Source organism: Hamadaea sp., assembly GCF_013362815.1.
Classification (GTDB): domain Bacteria; phylum Actinomycetota; class Actinomycetes; order Mycobacteriales; family Micromonosporaceae; genus Hamadaea.
Window position 1 is genome coordinate 134,188 of sequence record NZ_JABFVK010000001.1, and the last position, 19,772, is coordinate 153,959.

General features: G+C 68.3%; 20 protein-coding genes. 8 read left to right on the forward strand and 12 right to left on the reverse strand.

Translation table 11 applies throughout. The annotated features are described in order from the left end of the window. The first annotated feature begins 157 nt into the window (after nt 1–157). Both HOV77_RS00690 and purD read left to right on the forward strand, forming a co-directional pair. Complete coding sequence (locus tag HOV77_RS00690; RefSeq protein WP_290855926.1) at nt 158–1,072, forward strand: type IV toxin-antitoxin system AbiEi family antitoxin domain-containing protein; 915 nt, start codon at nt 158–160, stop codon at nt 1,070–1,072. A gap of 245 nt (nt 1,073–1,317) precedes the next feature. Further along, nucleotides 1,318–2,544, forward strand: a complete 1,227-nt coding sequence (gene purD, locus HOV77_RS00695) for a phosphoribosylamine--glycine ligase (protein WP_290855928.1) — start codon at nt 1,318–1,320, stop codon at nt 2,542–2,544. Here purD and HOV77_RS00700 read toward each other — a convergent pair. Further along, entirely contained in the window at nt 2,541–2,945 is a 405-nt protein-coding gene (locus HOV77_RS00700; RefSeq protein WP_290855931.1) for a DUF3151 domain-containing protein, read from the reverse strand. The genes purD and HOV77_RS00700 overlap by 4 nt on opposite strands. 286 nt (nt 2,946–3,231) lie before the next feature. Here HOV77_RS00700 and HOV77_RS00705 point away from each other — a divergent pair, with 286 nt between their 5' ends. Together HOV77_RS00705 and HOV77_RS00710 are read left to right on the forward strand one after the other, a co-directional pair. After that, entirely contained in the window at nt 3,232–4,401 is a 1,170-nt protein-coding gene (locus tag HOV77_RS00705) for a hypothetical protein (protein WP_290855933.1), read from the forward strand. A gap of 134 nt (nt 4,402–4,535) precedes the next feature. Further along, nucleotides 4,536–5,192, forward strand: a complete 657-nt coding sequence (locus tag HOV77_RS00710) for a hypothetical protein (protein WP_290855938.1) — start codon at nt 4,536–4,538, stop codon at nt 5,190–5,192. Here the strand turns inward: HOV77_RS00710 and HOV77_RS00715 are convergent. The 3 genes from HOV77_RS00715 to HOV77_RS00725 all read right to left on the reverse strand — a co-directional run bounded on the left by HOV77_RS00715 (nt 5,189) and on the right by HOV77_RS00725 (nt 7,705). Further along, nucleotides 5,189–5,707 (reverse strand): hypothetical protein, encoded by a 519-nt coding sequence (locus HOV77_RS00715; RefSeq protein ID WP_290855943.1) that lies wholly within the window; start codon nt 5,705–5,707, stop codon nt 5,189–5,191. The two genes, HOV77_RS00710 and HOV77_RS00715, sit on opposite strands and share 4 nt — an antisense overlap. A gap of 122 nt (nt 5,708–5,829) precedes the next feature. Then, nucleotides 5,830–6,855: a class II fructose-bisphosphate aldolase gene (fbaA, locus tag HOV77_RS00720; protein ID WP_290855946.1), complete on the reverse strand. Its 1,026-nt coding sequence runs from the start codon at nt 6,853–6,855 to the stop codon at nt 5,830–5,832. 148 nt (nt 6,856–7,003) lie between these two features. Continuing rightward, entirely contained in the window at nt 7,004–7,705 is a 702-nt protein-coding gene (locus HOV77_RS00725) for a VTT domain-containing protein (RefSeq protein WP_290856162.1), read from the reverse strand. 100 nt (nt 7,706–7,805) lie between these two features. Between HOV77_RS00725 and HOV77_RS00730 the strand changes: the two genes are divergently transcribed. Together HOV77_RS00730 and HOV77_RS00735 are read left to right on the forward strand one after the other, a co-directional pair. Further along, nucleotides 7,806–8,312 (forward strand): SigE family RNA polymerase sigma factor, encoded by a 507-nt coding sequence (locus HOV77_RS00730; protein WP_290855949.1) that lies wholly within the window; start codon nt 7,806–7,808, stop codon nt 8,310–8,312. Beyond that, the gene (locus tag HOV77_RS00735) at nt 8,309–9,406 is read left to right on the forward strand and encodes an LCP family protein (RefSeq protein WP_290855951.1); all 1,098 of its coding nucleotides are present in this window, start codon (nt 8,309–8,311) and stop codon (nt 9,404–9,406) included. Before HOV77_RS00730 ends, HOV77_RS00735 begins: the two co-directional genes overlap by 4 nt. A gap of 36 nt (nt 9,407–9,442) precedes the next feature. Here HOV77_RS00735 and HOV77_RS00740 read toward each other — a convergent pair whose 3' ends face one another. The 8 genes from HOV77_RS00740 to HOV77_RS00775 all read right to left on the reverse strand — a co-directional run bounded on the left by HOV77_RS00740 (nt 9,443) and on the right by HOV77_RS00775 (nt 16,853). Beyond that, on the reverse strand, nt 9,443–11,113 hold the full coding sequence (locus tag HOV77_RS00740; RefSeq protein ID WP_290855953.1) for a substrate-binding and VWA domain-containing protein: 1,671 nt from the start codon (nt 11,111–11,113) through the stop codon (nt 9,443–9,445). Nucleotides 11,114–11,345: 232 nt separating this feature from the next. Further along, nucleotides 11,346–11,714, reverse strand: a complete 369-nt coding sequence (locus HOV77_RS00745; protein WP_253758988.1) for a metalloregulator ArsR/SmtB family transcription factor — start codon at nt 11,712–11,714, stop codon at nt 11,346–11,348. 67 nt (nt 11,715–11,781) lie between these two features. After that, the gene (pyrE, locus tag HOV77_RS00750; RefSeq protein ID WP_290855957.1) at nt 11,782–12,321 is read right to left on the reverse strand and encodes an orotate phosphoribosyltransferase; all 540 of its coding nucleotides are present in this window, start codon (nt 12,319–12,321) and stop codon (nt 11,782–11,784) included. Between the two features lie 33 nt (nt 12,322–12,354). Further along, on the reverse strand, nt 12,355–13,149 hold the full coding sequence (locus HOV77_RS00755) for an SDR family oxidoreductase (RefSeq protein WP_290855963.1): 795 nt from the start codon (nt 13,147–13,149) through the stop codon (nt 12,355–12,357). Between the two features lie 11 nt (nt 13,150–13,160). Continuing rightward, entirely contained in the window at nt 13,161–13,775 is a 615-nt protein-coding gene (locus tag HOV77_RS00760) for a hypothetical protein (protein ID WP_290855968.1), read from the reverse strand. 72 nt (nt 13,776–13,847) lie between these two features. Continuing rightward, the gene (locus tag HOV77_RS00765; RefSeq protein WP_290855971.1) at nt 13,848–14,486 is read right to left on the reverse strand and encodes a hypothetical protein; all 639 of its coding nucleotides are present in this window, start codon (nt 14,484–14,486) and stop codon (nt 13,848–13,850) included. Nucleotides 14,487–14,592: 106 nt separating this feature from the next. Beyond that, complete coding sequence (locus HOV77_RS00770) at nt 14,593–15,975, reverse strand: ABC transporter (RefSeq protein ID WP_290855973.1); 1,383 nt, start codon at nt 15,973–15,975, stop codon at nt 14,593–14,595. Further along, on the reverse strand, nt 15,972–16,853 hold the full coding sequence (locus HOV77_RS00775; RefSeq protein ID WP_290855975.1) for a GTPase: 882 nt from the start codon (nt 16,851–16,853) through the stop codon (nt 15,972–15,974). The genes HOV77_RS00770 and HOV77_RS00775 overlap by 4 nt, the downstream gene beginning before the upstream one ends. A 149-nt stretch (nt 16,854–17,002) precedes the next feature. On the opposite strand from HOV77_RS00775, the gene dnaK reads away from it, so the two are divergent. After that, complete coding sequence (dnaK, locus tag HOV77_RS00780; RefSeq protein ID WP_290855978.1) at nt 17,003–18,850, forward strand: molecular chaperone DnaK; 1,848 nt, start codon at nt 17,003–17,005, stop codon at nt 18,848–18,850. Beyond that, nucleotides 18,847–19,755: a nucleotide exchange factor GrpE gene (grpE, locus tag HOV77_RS00785; RefSeq protein ID WP_290855982.1), complete on the forward strand. Its 909-nt coding sequence runs from the start codon at nt 18,847–18,849 to the stop codon at nt 19,753–19,755. The genes dnaK and grpE overlap by 4 nt, the downstream gene beginning before the upstream one ends. Nucleotides 19,756–19,772 lie beyond the last annotated feature (17 nt).

Below are 19,772 nucleotides of genomic sequence, written 5' to 3' on the forward strand. Positions count from 1 at the left end.
GCCGTTGCACCCTGATCGACTCCCGAAGCAGGTGATCGACAACGCCCGGTTGGCTTCGTTGTCCACAGGCCCGTTGACCTGGCCTTTCAACGGCGGACGACCCGGTTTATCCACAGGGATAGCCGGGCCCGCTCGACGGGGAGAAACATCGCCCGATGTGAGAGATCCCATCGCGCTCCAACAAATCGCAGCGACACAACAGGGCCTAGTGACGATGCGCCAGTGTGCGGCTGCGGGCTATACCCCGGACGACGTGAAGAAGCTCGTACGCAGCAAGTTCTGGGCACGGCTAGCCCGCGGCGTCTATCTACTCGACGCGGATCTACAGCCGGAGCCGTTTCAGAGCCGGGTCCTCGCCCGTGCAGCACAACTCGGCGCCGGCAGTCAGGCTGCCGTCGTGCTGCACGACGCGGCCGAACTGCACGGAATCAAAGGCTTACGAGACACCGATCGAATCCATCTGTCCTTGCCTGGCAACGCTGCGGTGCCCCGCCGGATGTGCCACCGTCAGGTTGTCCCACACCAGTTCGTACTTCGACCGGTCGATCTCACCATGGTCGATGGAATGCTCACTACAACCGTGGTCCGCACTGTCGCCGACCTGCTCCTGTACGTCGATCGAATGAGCGCGGTGTCGGCCCTGGACTCGGCGCTGTTTCAGAGTCTCTTGGCTCCCGACGATCTTCCCCTGGTAGAAGGACTAATACGCGGCCGGCGCAACGCAGCTATATCGCGTACCTGGATCGGTTTGGCCGACTGGCGCTCCGAATCACCATTGGAGACCCGAGGTCGTCTTGTATGCGTAGACGCCGGGCTGCCCCCGGACGAACTGCAGGCCACGATCTGCCGGCCCGACGGCAGCATCGCCGCCCGGGCGGACATGCTGTGGCAGCGTTCGCGACTGATCGCCGAGGCCGATGGTGCCGAATTCCACGACCGTCCGGAGGCGCTCTACCGCGACCGTGAACGACAGAACGAACTGGCTGCTCTCGGTTACACCGTCGTCCGCTTCACCTGGCAGGACACGCTTGACGGCGACCGACTGCCGTCAATGATTCGTCGATTCCTGTGAACGTCAGTCGATCAGGCTCGCCGGGGATTGATCAAGGCGCTCCGGACACGACACGCCGATCGATCACGCCCGATAGTTCATGATCGCGCGGAAAGGGCAGGGCCCGCGGAAAGGGCAGGGCCCGCGGAAAGGGCAGGGCCCGCGGAAAGGGCAGGGCCCGCGGAAAGGGCGGGGCCCGCGGAAAGGGGGTGTGAGGTGGGTGGGTGAACGGAGGGGGTGCGGAGCGCCCCCGGTAGGGTCGGGGAATGCGCGTACTCGTGATCGGGACTGGGGGGCGCGAGCACGCCCTGGCGGCTGCTCTCGCCAAGGATGCCGAGGTCACTGAGGTGGTGGCGGCGCCCGGCAATCCGGGGATCGCCCAGGTGGCCCGGTTGGCCGAGGTGGATCCGCTGGATCCGACGGCGGTCGCCGAGCTGGCCGTACGCGAGCTGGCCGATCTCGTGGTGATCGGCCCGGAAGCGCCGCTCGTCGCCGGGGTGGCGGACGCCGTACGGGAGCGCGGGATCCCGACGTTCGGTCCGTCGAAGCAAGCGGCCCAGTTGGAGGGCTCGAAGACGTTCGCCAAGGAGGTCATGCTCGCGGCGGCCGTACCGACAGCGGGCGCGATCACGGCCGAATCCGAGGAGCAGATCCAAGCGGCGCTCGACCGGTTCGAAGCCCCGTACGTCGTGAAGAATGACGGTCTTGCCGCGGGTAAGGGCGTCGTCGTCACAGACGACCGGGCCGTAGCGGAAGCGCATGCCCGGGAGTGCGGCCGGGTCGTCATCGAGGAGTACCTCGACGGCCCGGAGGTCTCCCTGTTCGTGGTGACCGACGGCGAGGCGGCGATCCCGTTGCTGCCCGCGCAGGATTTCAAGCGCATCGGCGACGGCGACACCGGCCCCAACACCGGCGGCATGGGTGCGTACACACCGTTGCCGTGGGCCGAGGCCGATCTGGTCCCGACCGTCATGCGTACCGTGGTCGAGCCGACGCTCGCCGAGATGCGTCGCCGGGGCACGCCGTTCAGCGGCCTGCTCTACGTCGGCCTGGCGATCACCAAGTCCGGCCCCAAGGTCATCGAATTCAACGCGCGGTTCGGCGACCCGGAGACCCAGGTCGTGCTCAGCCTGCTCGAGACCCCGCTGGCCGGTCTGCTGCTGGCCGCCGCGACCGGCGCACTCGCCGCGCATCCGCCGTTGTCCTGGTCCGCCGACAGCGCCGTCACCGTCGTGGTCGCGGCCGCGGGCTACCCGGCCGCGCCCCGGCTGGGCGACGTGATCACCGGTGCCGAGGCCGCCGGGGTCTTTCATGCAGGCACAGGGGTACGCGACGGAGCACTGACCGCCACGGGTGGCCGAGTGCTGGCGTGCACTGCGACCGGACGTGACCTTGCCGAGGCACGGCTCAACGCGTACCACTTGGTTGATCAGATCAAGCTGGACGGCATGCAGTTCCGCACGGACATCGCGTTGAAGGCAGCTGAACTTTAGCCCGCGAGGGCGTCGGCGGCGGCCGGATCGCAGTCGCGCAGGAATTGGGCGCAGCGGGCGGCCTCGTCGGCCTCGCCGATGGCGTCGGCCGCCACGGCCAGCAGGTGAAGGCAGCGCAGGAAGCCGCGGTTGGGCTCGTGCGACCACGGAACCGGGCCCGAGCCACGCCAGCCGGACTTGCGAAGCTGGTCGAGACCCCGGTGATACCCGGTACGCGCGAAGGCGTAGCCGGTGACCGACTCGCCTTCTGCCAGTGCCCGGGCGGCGAGCGCGGCCCAGGCGGCCGACGAGGCCGGATGCGCGGCGGCGACGGCGGCCGGATCGAGGTCGGCGGCGAGATCGGCGACGGCCGGATCGGCGGGCAGCAACGTGGCCGGCGGCTCGGGCAGGAGGTTTTGCATGATCTCCAACCTACCCCTGTGGCCTGCGGCCGTGGCCGGGACCGTCCCCGTTCGGCGCGACCGGGCCACGCGTTCGGATGAGCGACACGTCCCGCGAGCGGCCGGTACTCCTCATTGCTCAAGTCGCGTATAACTGGAGGTCCGGAGCCTCCCCAGGACCCGGTAAGCGAGGCCCGGCGGTTCACCGCCGGGCCTCGTCCGTGCGTACACGGGGTTCGAGGACGTGTGTACCGGCTGTGCGAGGACGTGCGTACCGCGTGTGCACGGAAAGGCTAGGATTCGGCGCGTGTCACCGACGCCACGATCCGAGGTCATCACCCCGATCGACCACAGCCCGGACGAGATCGAGTCCTACGAGGAGCTTCGGCTTCACCTCGACCGAGGGACGCTGTCCCGGCTGACGGTTCAGGGACTGGACCTCAAAGAAGTAGACCTGACCGAGGTCGACGTCGCGGACGCACTCTTCGTCGGCTGTGCGCTGGCTGATCGCCAAGTTCTGGCGCTGATCCAGCGTGGCGCGCACGTCGTGCCGGTCTTCCCGGATACGCCGTTCCCGACGCAGCCGTCGCAGTTGTACACGCCCGAGGAACTGGCGGCAGGCTTCGCCGCGGGCGGGTTCGACGCGATGTACGACACCGTCGTCTACCGCCACTACCTCGATCGGGGTGGCGCGAACCCGGATCTCCGCGAGGCGCTCGCTCAGCGCATCCACGACCACGGCATCGAGAACGCGCTGGCCGGAGTGTCGGCCGAGTGGATCGACCGGCACGGTGCGGCGAGCGTCGTCGGGATCATGGGCGGTCACGCCGAGCATCGGGGCTCACCGGGATATCGGGACGCCGCGGCGCTGGCGTGGCGGTTGGCCCAGGCCGGCCGTCTGGTACTCACCGGTGGCGGGCCCGGCGTCATGGAAGCGGCCAATCTGGGGGCGTACCTCGCCGGGCGGTCGCCGGAGGAACTGAGCGCGGCGATCGACGACCTCGCAGGTCACCCCGACTTCCATGACACTCAGGACTACACCGCGGCTGCGTTACGCGTACGCGACAAGTACGCCCCACCGCCGTCGGCGAGCTGGGAACGGGCCGGCGGGCTGGCCATCCCGACCTGGTTCTTCGGCCACGAGCCGGCCAATCTGTTCGCCGCGCGGATCGCCAAGCTCTTCAGCAACGCCGCCCGTGAGGAGGTGATCCTCAAGCTGTCGCGCGGCGGGATCGTCTTCGCGCCGGGGCGAGCCGGCACGGTCCAGGAAGTCTTCCAAGCCACGACGATGACGTTCTACGGAACCGTCAGCCCGTCCGGGCCGTATGTGTTCCTCGGCCGCCGATTCTGGACCGAGGAACTGCCGGTGAGATCACTGCTCGCGCCGCTCTTGCGCTCATCGCCGCTCGGCGATCTCAGTGATCTCATCCACATCACCGACGACGTCGACGAGGCCGCCGCCCTCCTGCTCACCTGAGGCACGGCGCCCTTTTCTGCACCAGATCAGGGTTCCGGGTCGAATCTTGGTGCAAGATTCGACCGCGAACCCTGATCTGCCGCCAACGCACAAGGCGCGGCTAGGGGTCGCACGCGATGGGTATGCTCGCCCCCGTGACGACCCCCGAGCCCGCCTCCCGTTCCCGGCTGCTGCTGTGGATCGGGTTGCCGCTCGTCGTCGTACTGCTCAGCTGCCTCGGCGCGGGTGCGGGAGCACTGCTCGCCCGCCGCGATGCCCGGTCGGGTGAGCCGACCGGGCTCGATGTGACGACGACGCCGTCCAGTTCCACTTCGCCGAGCGCTCGGTCCACGCGTTCGGTCGTGATACGCCTGCCGAAGACTCTGCTCGGGCGAGCGAAGACGACCGACAAGACGTTGCTGGACTCGGCCGAGAAGGCCGCCGCGACCCAGCGCGCCGCCGAGGCCACCACCAGCCAGGTCCTCGCCACCTACTACGGGACGTTCGCCAAGAAGAACCTGGTGTTCGTGCTGGCCGTGCAGGGCGACGTCGTCGATCCCGACCACCTGTTCGCCACCGTCACGGCGGCCCTGGAGAGTCAGCGCAAGGGCCTCAAGCTCGTCGAGATCGCCCCGGGACCACTCGGCGGCCGGGCGGCCTGCGGCGACTCGACGGTCTCCGGCGGGACGGTGGCCGAGTGCGTCTGGGTCGACTCCGGGTCCTATGCGTTCGTCGAGTTCTTCGGGGTGAAGGCGACGACGGTGAAGGACCAGTTCGCCCTGGCCCGGGGCCAGTTGGAGACGGCGAACTAGGCGATCGGGATCCGGGTCCAGCGGCCGACCGGGAGGACGACCTCGGGCTCGCCGGAGATTCCGTTCTCGTCCATCGCGTTGAACAGCTCGAGGCGTACGCCGTCGAAGAGCAGTTCCACCGAGTGCAGAGCGGTCGGCCGCCAGTGGGCCGGCATCACCCGTTCGATGAGGTTCACCCCGCGCAGTTCCCGTCCCCGCGCCTCGACGACGGTCGGGTGGGTGTCGCTCCACCAGTCGAGCCGCAGACCCGGCCAGTCGAGCGGAGCCTGCATGTCGATGGTGTCCCAACTGATCGCGCACTCGTCGAACTTGCGATGAGTGATCTCGATGTTCGCGTCGGGGAAGCCGAGAACGACCGGGCCGCTGGTGAACCAGGCGTGCGCGTCGAGATCCCACATCAGCCACGAGCCGACCAGCGGCTGGCCGATGATCTGCTGGAACCGGGCCCGGTGAGCGGCCGCCAGCGCCTGGGCGTCGTGATGCCAGATCGGCTCGTATCCCTCGATACCCAGCACGACCGACCTTCCCCAAACGACAGACCGCAGTGACAATGGACCGGACGATCCTACCCAATCGGGCATAAAAAACGGGGGCGCACGCCTGACGGCGCGGCCCCCGTTATACAACGATCAAGCAATCACTTGCCGAGCGAGGTCCCGACCGAGCGGAGCTGCTGGCAGGCCTCGACGACGCGGGCGGACAGGCCGGCCTCGGCCGACTTGCCCCACGAGCGCGGGTCGTAGAGCTTCTTGTTGCCGACCTCGCCCTCGACCTTCAGGACGCCGTCGTAGTTCTTGAACATGTGGTCCACGACCGGGCGGGTGAAGGCGTACTGCGTGTCGGTGTCGATGTTCATCTTCACCACGCCGTAGTCCACCGCGTCGCTGATCTCCTGCGCAAGGGAACCCGAGCCGCCGTGGAAGACCAGGTCGAACGGCTTCTCCTTGCCGTACTTCGCGCCGACCGCGTCCTGGATCTCCTTGAGAATCTCCGGCCGCAGCTTCACGTTGCCCGGCTTGTAGACGCCGTGCACGTTGCCGAAGGTGAGCGCCGCCATGTAGCGGCCCTTCTCACCGAGGCCGAGCGCGGCGGCGGTGGCCAGACCGTCCTCGATCGTGGTGTACAGCTTCTCGTCGATCGCGCCGACGACGCCGTCCTCCTCGCCGCCGACCACGCCGATCTCGACCTCGAGGACCACCTTCGCGGCGGCCGTCAGGGCGAGCAGCTCCTCGGCGATCTCGAGGTTCTCGGCCAGCGGGACCGCCGAGCCGTCCCACATGTGCGACTGGAACAGCGGGTTCTCGCCCTTCTGGACCCGCTCGGTCGAGATCGCCAGCAGCGGCCGGACGAACTTGTCGAGCTTGTCCTTCGGGCAGTGGTCGGTGTGCAGCGCGATGTTCACGCCGTAGTTCTTGGCGACCTCGTGGGCGAAGGCGGCCAGCGCGACCGAGCCGGTCACCATGTTCTTGACCGTCGGGCCCGACAGGTACTCACCGCCACCGGTGGAGACCTGGATGATGCCGTCGCTCTCCGCCTCGGCGAAGCCCCGGATCGCCGCGTTGAGGGTCTGGGAAGACGTCACGTTGATCGCCGGGTACGCGAAGGCGCCGGCCTTGGCGCGATCGAGCATCTCGGCGTAGATCTCGGGTGAGGCAATAGGCATCTCTGCTGCTCCTTGACTGCACTCCTGGCGGCTCGCGCTAGGGCTCCCCGGCGGGCCTGTGCTGAACTGCGGGGACCGCGCTGTCCTTCGTTATCTGGAGTATCTCGCATGCAGCTCAGCCGCATGCAGCCGGGCCGAAGAACGCTCGTCAGGCGGCGATGCGCTCGTGCTTGCCGCGCTGCCGGTTGCGCTTCTTCTCCTGGCGAGCCCGCCACATCTCGATGAAGACCGGGATGAGGGAGATCAAGATGATGAGGAAGACGAACGGCAGGATGTACTTGTCGATCTTGTCCGGCCCACCGATGGCGTCGATGATCTCCTGAGCGAAGAAGTAGGCGGCCAGCAGGATGCCGTCGGTCCAGAGGATCGCGCCGACGCAGTTCCAGATGAAGAACTGCCGGGCCGGGACCTCCAGGACACCGGCGACCGGGTTCATGAACGTCCGCACGATCGGGATGAAGCGAGCGAGCACGATCGCCTTACGCGGGCCGAACTTCTGGAAGTAGTGCTCGGCCTTCTCGACGTACTCCCGCTTGAAGAGCTTCGAGTCCGGCTTGTCGAACATCTTGCGCCCGTACCGCGCGCCGAGGAAGTGCCCGAACTGCGCGCCCGCGATGGCGCACAGCGGGGCGAAGATCAGCAACGGAACGATCGGGATCTGCCAGCCGATCACCTGGGGCGCAGCGGACGAGGCAGCCACGCCGGTCAGGAACAGCAGCGAGTCGCCGGGGAAGAAGAACCCCACCATCAGGCCGGTCTCGGCGAAGATGATCGCCAGTACGCCGACGAGAGCCCAGCTCGGCCCCATCCACTCCAGGTAGTCCATCGGATTGAGCGGATTGAATCCCATGGACTCTCCGGCCGCCTGCACGCTCTCACTCGTCTTCACGCCGACCAAGGGTACCGGGCAAGCTTTCGCGGTGTGACGCACGTCTAGAGAGGCGGAGGAGGTGGATGTGACCTACGAGGAGTTCGCCGCGACCCGTCTGGCATCACTTGCCCGATATGCCATGGTGCTGACCGGCGACACCCACACCGCTCAGGATCTCGTGCAAGAAACCATGGTGCGAGCCCAACTGCACTGGCGGAAGGTCAGCCGGGCCGATTCGCCGGAGGGCTACGTCAAGCGCATGATGATCAACTTGTATGTCGACTGGCGTCGCGGCTCCTGGTGGCGACGCGTCCTGGTGCGGTCGGACGCCGGCGCCGAGGTACGCGTATCGGCGGATCTCGCCGAAGGCGCGGCGGACCGGGATCTCGTCTGGCAGGCCTTGGCGCGGTTGCCTCGCCAGCAGCGGGCCGCCCTGGTCTTGCGGTTCTACGAGGATCTGCCGGACGCGCAGATCGCCGAGGCGCTCGGCTGCACCGTCGGCACCGCGCGGGGCTACATCTCGAAGGCTCTCGCCACACTCCGCACCCGGATCACCCCGGGTCTCGTCTCAGGAGGATCACGGTGAACGAGGAGGACATCCGGGCCGCGTTCGCCCGCCACGAAGCGGAGGCACCTGACGTGCACGAATTGCAAGAGTCGATCGATCAGGAGGTACGCCGACGTCGGCGCCGCCGGACGCGTACGCTCACCGGCGGCCTCGCCGCCGTGGTGGCGCTGGCGATCGCTGTGCCGATCTGGCTGGCCAATCGGGCCGGCGTCACCCCGTCCGACGTGGCGAACGTCGCCGCCGCCGCGACGAGTTCGGCCCCGAAGAGGGACCTGAACCTTCTCATTCTCGGCTCGGACAAGCGGGCGGCCTGGGAGGCGAACACGTCGCGCAGCGACACCATCCTGATCGTCCACATCCCCGCCGACCGGCGAAAGGCGTACACGATCTCGGTCGAGCGTGATCTCGTCGTGGAGATGCCGGCGTACGCGCCGAGCGGCTTCAAGGGTGGACGCGACAAGATGAATGCCGCGTTCTACTACGGATCGATGAACGGAGCGGGGTGGCGCGGCGGACTCGAGCTTGCGGAGCGGACCCTCCAACGGCTCACCGGCGTGGCCTTCGACGGCGGCGCGGTCCTGGAATACAGCTCGGTCAAGCAGATCGTCGACGCCCTCGGCGGCGTTCAGGTGTGCGTGCCGAAGACCATCAGCTTGCGGTTGACGCAGAAGGCCGAGCCGGGCGACAAGACGCTCACCGCCGGCTGCCACACCCTGAACGGAGCAGATGCGCTGCTTCTGATGCGTACCCGGTACGGGCTGCCGAACGGCGGCTACGACCGCGACCGCAATCAGCAGCGGGTGCTCCTCGGCGTAGCAGAGAAGGTCACGAAACTCAACGTGCTTACCGACGCCGGCCGGCTCGCGAACCTGCTCGAGGTCAAAGGTCTGCAGCTCGACCTGCGCGACGTCACTGCTGTCACGCTCGCGGCTCAATTGAGCGGCCTGACCGCGGCCGATGTCGTGCCGATGTCGCTCGCGAACACTTACGTGGGCGGGGCAAACGGCGGCGAAGGCCTCGCGCCCGACGGCAAGGCGCTACTCGTGGCCCTCGGGGCCGGGACCCTCGCCGAGTTCGCGGCCGCGCATCCCGACCTCGTACTCCAGCGCTGAGGTCACCGGTGGCCGGGGTCTCCCCCGGCCACCGGGTCACGCCAGCAGCGCCTTCAGGAAGATCTGGTCCAGCTGCCCGGCCGCGGTCAACGGGAACGCGCCGCCGCCGGTGATCTCCGCGATCTGCGTCAGTTCGCCCAGGTCCGCGGAGCCGATGCCCAGCAGGATCACGCGGATCGGCCGCGCCACGTCGACCAGCGCCTCAAGCTCCAGCTTCAGCTTCGCCAGCGTCAGGCCACCGGTCAGGTTGCTCTTGCCGTCGGTGAAGACCACGATCGTGTTCGAACGCTCCGGGTCATATGCGGCTTTCAATGACTTGTACGCCGAAAGCAGTGCCTCGAACAGGGGACATTCGTCGGTGGCGGCCAACTGCGCCGCTTGCATGGTCTGGTCCAATTTCTGGCGCTGAGTCTTGTCCAGTGTGCCCATCGGGACGAGGGGCTGCGTACCTCGGCCGGCGAAGCCCCACAGGGCCAGCTGACTGTCCGAGGTGAACAGCGTCAGTCCATGGGTGGCCGACTCCTGCATCAGCTTCAGCCGGGTCTTCCCCGACGCGTTCAACGGCAGGCTCATCGACGACGTCACGTCGGCCAGCGTGATCACCTTCGACGGCGTCTTGGCCGCCACCCAGATGCTGAGCACCGTGCGTACGGAGGTCATGTCGGTCACGGGCTGCACGTGCGCCTGCGACGCAGTGACCCCGTGCCCGACCGTGAACCCCGGACCGGCCGCCCCCGACGGCGTACGCAGGCCGTGCCGGCCCAGCACATCGGCGTACGCCTCGCCGCTGAGCGCCGACCGGAACGCCTCGGCCGCCGCCTTCACCTTCGGCGACTTCTGCGCCAGGATCGCGTACGGGAAGTCCAATGTGGGTTCGACCGCGAGCGGGACCGCGGCTACCTTCACGGCCGGATTGCCCGCGTTGTACTGGATCACCGACTGCTCGCTCACCGGCGCCGCGCCGAGACCGGTCGCGAATCCGGCGAAGACGTCCTTCGTGTCCGCGTACGCCTTGTCGGTGTTGACCCGCAAACGGAAGGCGCCGACGAGTTTGGGCAGATCGGCGTCCTGGGTGACGACGACGTCCTTGAGGAGCATCGCGCCCGCGAGGCTGGCGGTGTCTCGGCGCGGATCGGTCATCCCGAGCTTCACCTTGCCGTCGGCGAGGATCGCGCCCATCGCGCGGGCGTCCAACGCCGTACTGCCGAGCTGCCGGGCGAGCGCCTCGGGCATGCCGACCACGACCGGGCTGATCGCCACCGACGGCGTGTTCAGATCGAAGGCGTCCCGGTCGATCGCGCGTACGCGGCCGAGCCAGGCCGTCGAGTCGGGAATCCACACGGCGGGCAGGTCGGACTCGGTCGGCGTGGGCACCGGACTGGTCCCGATGTCCACCGTGCCACCGGAATACGTACCCAGCCCGTTGGCCATCTCCGCGGAGGACCGAGGCTGCACCTCGACGCTGACACACGAGGAGACTTCCTTGGCCGCCGTCTGCTGCCACGAATTGGCGATCTCGATGAGCGCTGGAGCGATCGCCGGATCAGCCGCGACGACCAGCCGCGTACCGGTGCTGGTCCCGCACCCGTCCGCGTCCGCCGCCACATTTTTCACGAGTATGCCCAGGCCCAGCAGGAGCACGGTGGCTCCGGCTACCGCCAGGGTGAGCTGCCCCGGTCCACGCCGAGGGCGATGCCGCCCTGCCATCTCTCACCTCGTCGCGGACCGGACCGGCTCCATCGGTGCCGGTGGGGAGACCGGTCGCGCTCGAAGTCCACAGCTTAGAGGCGAATGAATTTCGCGCAACACCCGGATATCGGCGCGGTGACCGAGCGGAAGAGGCGAAGAGAATATGACGAAGGGAGCGCCTCGCTCGCAGGCGCTCCCTTCGGTGATGCCGTAGTTCGTCGGAATCGTTTGCGCGATTCACCGACGAAGTTCAGCGGGCCTTCTTCGTGGCACGCTTGCGGGGCGGCGTCAGCAGCTCGGCCACGGTGGCGATCGCCGACGGAACCAGGCTGTAGTAAGCCCAGACACCGCGCTTGTCCCGGTTGAGCAGACCGGCCTCGGTCAGGATCCGCAGGTGGTGGCTCACAGTGGGCTGGGACAGACCGAGCGGAGCGGTCAGGTCGCAGACGCAGGCCTCACCCTCCGGAGCGGACTGGATGAGGCTGAGCAGGCGCAGGCGGGCCGGGTCGGCCAGAGCCTTGAGGACCCCGGCGAGGCGCTCCGCGTCCGCCTTCTCGATGGGCTCACCGGCGAGCGGCGAGACGGGGGGCAATGGGTTATCCACCAGGGCAGTTCCCACTTACTCCATCCTTCCAAGTGAACAATTGACTTGTCTGCATATTAGCAGGTCCAAGTCTAAAGATGTGCTACCGACTCAATCCGAGGTCGGACAGGGTGAAAGCGGCGCGGTACGGCAGACCAGCTGCTCGAACCGCATCGCCGGCGCCTCGATCGACAATAACCGCAACGCCGATCACGTCGGCACCGGCCTCCCGCAAGGCGTCGACAGCGGTGAGAACGCTACTCCCCGTAGTCGAGGTGTCCTCCACAGCGACGACCTTGCGGCCGGCGACGTCTGGTCCCTCGATCCGGCGCTGCAGACCGTGGGCTTTGCCGGCCTTGCGTACGACGAACGCGTCGACCGGCCGATCCGTTGTGGCGCTGGCATGCATCATCGCCGCCGCGACCGGGTCGGCGCCGAGGGTCAGACCCCCGACGGCGTCGTATTCCCAGTCGGCGACGAGGTCGAGCAGAACCCGCCCCACCAGCGGCGCACTCGCGTGGTGCAAAGCGATGCGGCGCAGATCGAGGTAGTAGTCGGCCTCCGCCCCAGACGAGAGGATCACCCGTCCATGCACCACTGCTAGGTCAGTGATGAATTTACGGAGGTCTTCGCGATCCGACATGCTGCCGACTGTACCGCATGCTACCTGGGAGTCTTACTGGGAGTCACCGACAGTCCGGCCCATGCTCTTCGCGCCACGCGGCATGATGCGGTGCAACACGGCCCGTGGCGTGATCTTCAGAGCGCCGACGGCGACCTTGTAGCGCATGCTCGGAACACTGACGAGTTTGCCTTTACGCAGGTCACGCATTCCCTGCCGGACGACGTCGGTGGCGCGCAGCCAGACGAAGCCCGGCATCTGATGCGCCGCGATCCCGGCGCGCTCGTGGAATTCGGTACGCGTGAAGCCCGGGCACAACGCCATCACGCGTACGCCCCGGTGTTTGACGAGCATTCCGACCGCCTCACTGAAGCTCGTCACCCATGCTTTGCTGGCCGGATACGTCGAACCCGGCATTGTCGCGGCGAATCCGGCGACCGAGGAGACGTTGACGATCGCGCCTTTTCCGCGTTCCACCATCTTCGGCAGCACGGAATGAGTGAGACGCATCACTGCGACGATGTTCAGGTTCAGCAGATGGAGTTCATCCTCTACATCGGACTTGAGGAACGACTTGTTGAGTCCGAGTCCGGCATTGTTCACGAGAAGGTCGATCGGCTGCGTCGTGAGCACCTGCTCAACCGCCGCCAGCCCCTCCGGCTTGGTCAGGTCGGCCGGAACCGCCGTTGTGCGTACCCCATGCTCTTGCGAAAGCTCGGCGCAGAAGGCGTCGAGCCGCGCACCGTCCCGCGCGATCAGAATGAGGTCCATGCCCGCGGCCGCGCGGTCCCGCGCGAACGCCGCGCCGATGCCGGCCGTGGCACCAGTGATGAGAGCGGTCGGTGCCATGGCGTCCGTCCTTACGCGGTGGGCGGCTGCCAGCTGGGGGCGACCTTGCGGAAGAAGGCGTTCGCCGCGGGCATCGCGAGAAGTATGGCTACCGCGAGGTAACCGAGCAACTGGAGAACTGCGGCCGTTCCACCGAGGCCGACCTGCCAGCCGGGCACCGCGTCGCCCATCGCGCGAGCCAGATCCAGCTGTTCCTGGTCCTGCTGGTTGCCTTCGGTGGAGAACCGGTCGAGGTTCTTGAGGAAGATGAGCCCGACACCCCCGCAGCACGCGCACAGCGCGCCGATGCCGCACAGCACCCAGGTGGTGATCCGAGCCGCGTTGCTGCCCTTGACGAGAAAGTATGCCAACGCCAGCAACAGGAGTGCGATCAGAAGACCGATCACCGCACCGGCAATCGTCTGGATGCGCAGCTGGGTGACCTGGTCGTCGATCTTCTGCGCCGATACGCCGATCTGCTGGGCCAGAACCCGGAATCGGTCGACGGTGGACCCCAGCGACGCGAAGCTGACGATCGTATTGATCAGTCCGATGACGCCCAGGACGACGAGAATGATCGCGGCGGTGACCACGACCGCGGGCGCTTTGCGGGCCGGCTGCGCCGCCGGCGGGCCGTAACTCGACATGATTCATCCCCCCGGATCGGTTCAGGACGAAACTAACCCGAGGGGATGCGATGGCGCAGACGTTTCGGCAGGTCAGGTAGTGGGATACGTCGGGTAGTTCGGGTACGGCGTAGTCGCACCCGCGGTCGGGTCAAACTTCCGGAAGAACGGGTGAGCCGCCGGCAGCGCCAGCAAGACGATGATCGCGATCGCCGTGAGCAGCTGGATCACCGCCATCGTGATCGACACCGCGTGGGACCAGCTGGGCAGAGCCGCCTCGAGCTTGCGGGTCACTTCGGCCGGGTCGACGCCGTTGGCGTTCTGGCCGCCGCCGAAGTTGTTCATGTTGATGCCGCTGCCCGCGACACCGACGCCGGAGCAGCACAGCTGCAAGCCGACCACGACCCAGGTGACGATGCGAGCCGGCTGCTTGCCCTTGAGGACCAGCGCGCCCAGCGTGAAGTATGCGGCCATCATCAGCACCGCGATACCGATGCCGACGACCATGGTGACCGTCGCGAGCATGTCGCTGGAGTCCTCCAGCGGCGTGCCCTTGTAGACCTCGGGATAGACGTCGCGCATCGCCTGATAGGTCGGGATGCTGACGAGAAGGCTCACCAGTTGCAGCCCGGCGAGCAGGAAGAGCAAGTATCCGGCAGTGGTCACGACGGACGGACGAGAAGGCCGCTCCGGTTCCACCGCGAAGCTCGGGGCGAGGGGTGGCATGGTCATGCGGCACACCGTACCGGTTGACGGCCACCTGCACAGGTCCGCGAAGGTGGCCTACCGGTCCATTTCGCGGGTGCGGCCGCTAGAGGTCCACTTCGCCGGTGCGGCGCTAGAGGTCCATGAGGGCGGCCCGGCCCGCGCTGTACGCCGTCACGACGTCTCGCACCGGAGCCAGCACATAGGACTCCGCGACCCGGGCGTACTCGGCCTTCGTCCGGCGGTCCTTTTCCTCCTGCGCCTTGCGCCCGAGCCCCGGAACCACCGCGCCGACTGCACGCCGCCAGCCGCCGCCCTTGTCGAAGGCGTTGACCCGTTCCGAGGCGCGTTCCAAGGCGGCGGGCAACTCGGCGGCCCGCAGGGTCGCGGCCTCCGTGATCGCCTCGAACCAGACCTTCGGCAACCCGTACGCGGCGTGCTGCGCGTACTGCTCGGCCGCCTCGACGAGCCGATCGCGGGAACCGCCCGCCCGATGGAGGCCGTCGGCCAGCACGGACGGGCTGACGACCGGGGCGGCTCCGGCGAAGAGCTCGCCGAGATCGTCGAGGACGACCGCCAGGTCGACCTCGAGCCGCTCCAGCACCGCCCGCCGACCGGCGACCGCCGGTTCGAGCAGCTCCCGGAGTTGCCGGATGCCCGCGAAACCGGGAATCCCGGCCCCGGTCGCCGCAAGCGGCGTCTTGGCCGGATCGGGCTTGCGGAAGGTGGACCTCGGCCGGGCCGGCGGCCCGGGTACTTCATCGGTCGCGGAGGTGGCGACGAGCGGAACGTCGGTCAGGCCGCCCTCGTCGAGCAGCCGCCGCAGATCCGCCGCGACCTGCGGCAGGTTCGCCGGGAGCAGCCGGTCGGTCTGGTTCAGCGCCACCACGAAGCCGCCCCGGCTGGTGGCGAGCCGGCGCAGGTACCCGTCGTGGACCACGAGATCGGAGTACTTCTGCGGGTCGGTCACCCAGACGACGACGTCGACCAGTTCCAGCAGCCGGTCCACTTCGGCCCGGTGGGCGGGCTGGATGGAGTCGACGTCGGGCAGGTCGAGTAGCACCATCCCACGCAGGCCCACTTCGTCGTCGCCGTCCAGCGCCGACTCCCGCGTGAAACGCCGCCGGGGCTGCACTCCGAGCCAGTCGAGCAGGGCCTCGCCGCCGTCGCGATCGCCCCAGACACAGGCGTACGCCTCCGCAGTGGTCGGCCGCAGCACCCCGACCGGCGACCGGTCCAGGGAGGTGAAGGCGTTGAACATGCTGGACTTGCCGCTGCCCGTCGTGCCGGCCAACGCCACCGTCGTATGCGAGAGAGACAGCTCCAGCCGGGCCGACGCGCGGGCCGCCGCTGCCCGGGCGGCAGCCAGCCGCTCGCCGGGCAGGTAGGGACCGGCCGCGTCGAGGACGGCTCGGAGGGTGTCGACCTTGGCGTGCACCGACGACGGAGTCGGTGCGTCGGCCCGTTGGGCGCCCCCCGCGCGATCCGGCATCAGCCGGGCGGTCTTCCTGCTCATAGTGTGACAGTCTCCCCGACGTCTGAACCCTGCGGAACGTCAGCCGCGGGCCGTTCCGGTCGCCCGTTCGGCTGACCGTTAGACGTCGAGGATTGGACCACACCTTCGGGGCCCGCAACGGCGGGGTCGCCCGCCGGCGAGGTGGGCGCGGCGGTTTCCGCCTCAGGTTCCGCCTGTGCCTGCGCCTCCACCGTCGCGGACTGGCCGCTGGTGTCCGGTTGGCGGCTTGTTTCGGGCGCGGATTGCCCGGCGGTTTGCGGGCCGGATTGCCCGGCGGTTTGCGGGCCGGGTTGCCCGGCCACGACCGCGGCCAGCCAGCCGCGCAGCGGCGCGACCAAGTCGTCGGGCAGCATCCCCTGCCGGTCGAGCCGGGTCTCCGGGATCAGGAACAGCGGCGGCTCGGGCGGCCCGAGCAGCTCCCGCATATGGTCGACGATGTCGTACGCGAAACCGGCGGGCACCCGGTCGAGGATGATCCCGAGCGCGATCTGCCGCTCCCGGGCGGCTCGCAGCCGAGCCCAGGCGGCGGCGTCGGCATACCGGGACGCGGTGGTGACGAAGAGCCAGAGGTCGGCCGCGGCGAGCACGCGATCCGCGGCGGCCCGGTCGACCTCGCCGACCGAGTCGGTGTCCGGCGCGTCGACGAGGGCGATCCCTTCGGGCATCACCGGAGCGCAGATGGGACGCAGGCCGTGGCGGCCGACCGTCGCCCAGTCGCGGGGATTGCAGACCAGCACCGGCTGGCGGGTGGTCGGGCGAAGCACCCCGGCTGCGCTGACGGGCGCCCTGACCAGGCTGTTGAGCAGCGTCGACTTCCCCGCGCCGGTGGGTCCGCCGACCACCGCGAGCAGGGGAGCCTGGGCCGCGCCATAAGTCACGCAGACCAGACTAGACTGCCGTACGCCGATGTGACTTGACTGTGAAAGACTCAACCCTCGGCTTGACGATGAGCGCACGTGTGTCAGTATTGAGTCCGGTTCACTCAACTTAGGCTCAAGTACCTGCTCGATACTTGGAGGATTACGACATGGCACGTGCGGTCGGCATCGACCTGGGGACGACCAACTCGGTGGTCAGCGTCCTGGAGGGTGGCGAGCCCACCGTCATCGCGAACGCCGAGGGCTCCCGCACGACCCCCTCGATCGTGGCGTTCGCCAAGAACGGCGAAGTGCTCGTCGGCGAGGTCGCCAAGCGTCAGGCCGTCACGAACCCCGATCGGACGATCCGGTCGGTCAAGCGTGAGATGGGCACCAACTGGACCATCGACATCGACGGCAAGAAGTACACCCCGCAGGAGATCTCCGCCCGGGTGCTCATGAAGCTCAAGCGCGACGCCGAGGCGTACCTCGGTGAGAACATCACCGACGCGGTCATCACGGTCCCGGCGTACTTCAACGACGCCCAGCGGACCGCCACCAAGGAGGCCGGCGAGATCGCGGGCTTCAACGTCCTGCGGATCGTCAACGAGCCCACCGCGGCCGCTCTGGCGTACGGGTTGGACAAGGGCACCAAGGAGCAGACCGTCCTGGTCTTCGACCTGGGCGGCGGCACCTTCGACGTCTCGCTGCTGGAGCTGGGCGAGGGCGTCATCGAGGTCAAGTCGACCGCCGGTGACAACCACCTCGGCGGCGACGACTGGGACGACCGGGTCATCGACCACCTGATCAAGACCTTCCGCGGGCAGTACGGCATCGACCTGAGCGCCGACAAGATGGCCATGCAGCGTCTCAAGGAAGCCGCGGAGAAGGCCAAGATCGAGCTCTCGGCCGCCCAGACCACCAGCATCAACCTGCCCTACATCACGGCCGGCCCGGACGGCCCGCTGCACCTGGACACCTCGCTCACCCGGGCCGAGTTCCAGCGGATCACCCAGGACCTCCTGGACCGCTGCAAGACCCCGTTCGAGCAGGCGATCCGGGACGGTGGCGTCAAGGTCGCCGACATCGACCACGTGATCCTGGTCGGCGGCTCGACCCGGATGCCCGCCGTCTCCGAGCTGGTCAAGCAGCTCACCGGCGGCCGCGAGGCGAACAAGGGCGTGAACCCGGACGAGGTCGTCGCGGTCGGCGCGGCCCTGCAGGCCGGTGTGCTCAAGGGCGAGGTCAAGGACGTCCTGCTCCTCGACGTCACCCCGCTGAGCCTGGGCATCGAGACCAAGGGCGGCATCTTCACCAAGCTCATCGAGCGGAACACGACGATCCCGACCAAGCGCTCGGAGATCTTCACGACCGCCGACGACAACCAGCCCTCGGTGCTCATCCAGGTCTTCCAGGGCGAGCGCGAGATCGCGGCGTACAACAAGAAGCTGGGCACCTTCGAGCTGACCGGTCTTCCGCCCGCGCCGCGTGGCGTACCGCAGATCGAGGTCACCTTCGACATCGACGCCAACGGCATCGTCCACGTCAACGCCAAGGACCTGGGCACGGGCAAGGAGCAGTCGATGACGATCACCGGCGGCTCGGCGCTGCCGAAGGACGACATCGACCGCATGATGCGCGACGCGCAGGAGCACGCCGACGAGGACAAGCGCCGGCGTGACGAGGCCGAGACCCGCAACGTCGCCGAGCAGCTCCAGTGGCAGACCGAGAAGTTCCTCGCCGAGAGCGGTGACAAGCTCCCCGCCGACGCGAAGGACAAGCTCAACGACGCGCTCGGTGAGGTGCGGTCGGCGCTGGGCGGCACCGACATCGAGAAGATCAAGACGGCGCACGAGAACCTCGCGCGCGTCTCCTCCGAAGCCGGTTCGCTGCTCTACGGCCAGAACGCCCAGGGCGCACCGGCCGACGGCGAGTCCGCCGGAGGCCCGGGTGCGGCCAAGGGCGGTCCGGAGGACGTCGTCGACGCCGAGATCATCGACGAAGACGGGAAGAAGTGACCGAGCGCAACGGCGGCACCCCGGCGGAGCAGTCCGCCGGGACCGCCGAACGCATCGTGATCCGGGACAAGCGGAAGATCACTCCGATGGGAGACGCGGCCGGGAAGGGCAAGCCCGCGTCGCAGAAGGACGGAGCGACCATGCCTACGCCTGAAGACTCGGTGGTCGAGGCCACCGAGCCGACGGAGACCCCGGCCGAGTCCGCCGACGTCGCCGCCACGGCGGAGTCCGACGCCTCGGCGACTTCGGAAGCCGCCGCCACGGACGGCGCGCCCGATGCTTCCTCGGAAGCGTCGGACGCGCCTGACGCCGGCGAGTCTTCTGAGGAGGCCGACGAACCCTCGGCCGAGTCCGCGGAAGCTGGGGAGAACTCCCCGGAGGCCGTGACGGAGCCGGCCCCCGAGGCTGCTCCGGAGACTTCGGCGGCCGGGAAGACGGCGACCGAGGATGAGGACGGTTCGGGAGCGCTCGGCGCGGAACTCGAGATGCTGCGCAAGCAGCTCGACGAGGCCCAGGTCGACATCAAGCGGGTGGCCGCGGAGTACAAGAACTACCGCGACCGGGTGAAGCGGGACCAGGCCGCCGCGGCGGAGATGGCCGTGGCCGGGGTGCTCGCGGCCCTGCTCCCCGTGCTCGACGACCTCGACCGCGCGCGTGACCACGGCGACCTCACCGGGCCGTTCGGCTCGGTCGCCGAGCAGCTGCTCACGGTCGTCGGCAAGTTCGGCCTGACCGCGTTCGGGGCCAAGGGCGACGCGTTCGACCCGAAGCTGCACGAAGCGGTCGCGCACCTGCCGTCGCCGGACGTGACCGAGGAGACCTGCATCGACGTCATGCGCCGCGGCTATCTGCTGGGCGACCGGCTGCTGCGACCGGCGATGGTCGCGGTCGCCGCACCGGAGTAAGAACCGAACACGGGGAT

What these genes read in the sequence shown, in the direction of transcription:
- fbaA (WP_290855946.1), bottom strand. Translation starts at nt 6,855, where the DNA reads ATGCCTATTGCCTCACCCGAGATCTACGCCGAGATGCTCGATCGCGCC.
- HOV77_RS00740 (WP_290855953.1), bottom strand. Translation starts at nt 11,113, where the DNA reads ATGGCAGGGCGGCATCGCCCTCGGCGTGGACCGGGGCAGCTCACCCTG.
- HOV77_RS00755 (WP_290855963.1), bottom strand. Translation starts at nt 13,149, where the DNA reads ATGGCACCGACCGCTCTCATCACTGGTGCCACGGCCGGCATCGGCGCG.
- HOV77_RS00700 (WP_290855931.1), bottom strand. Translation starts at nt 2,945, where the DNA reads ATGCAAAACCTCCTGCCCGAGCCGCCGGCCACGTTGCTGCCCGCCGAT.
- HOV77_RS00765 (WP_290855971.1), bottom strand. Translation starts at nt 14,486, where the DNA reads ATGACCATGCCACCCCTCGCCCCGAGCTTCGCGGTGGAACCGGAGCGG.
- HOV77_RS00770 (WP_290855973.1), bottom strand. Translation starts at nt 15,975, where the DNA reads ATGAGCAGGAAGACCGCCCGGCTGATGCCGGATCGCGCGGGGGGCGCC.
- dnaK (WP_290855978.1), top strand. Translation starts at nt 17,003, where the DNA reads ATGGCACGTGCGGTCGGCATCGACCTGGGGACGACCAACTCGGTGGTC.
- pyrE (WP_290855957.1), bottom strand. Translation starts at nt 12,321, where the DNA reads ATGTCGGATCGCGAAGACCTCCGTAAATTCATCACTGACCTAGCAGTG.
- HOV77_RS00760 (WP_290855968.1), bottom strand. Translation starts at nt 13,775, where the DNA reads ATGTCGAGTTACGGCCCGCCGGCGGCGCAGCCGGCCCGCAAAGCGCCC.
- purD (WP_290855928.1), top strand. Translation starts at nt 1,318, where the DNA reads ATGCGCGTACTCGTGATCGGGACTGGGGGGCGCGAGCACGCCCTGGCG.
- HOV77_RS00725 (WP_290856162.1), bottom strand. Translation starts at nt 7,705, where the DNA reads ATGGGATTCAATCCGCTCAATCCGATGGACTACCTGGAGTGGATGGGG.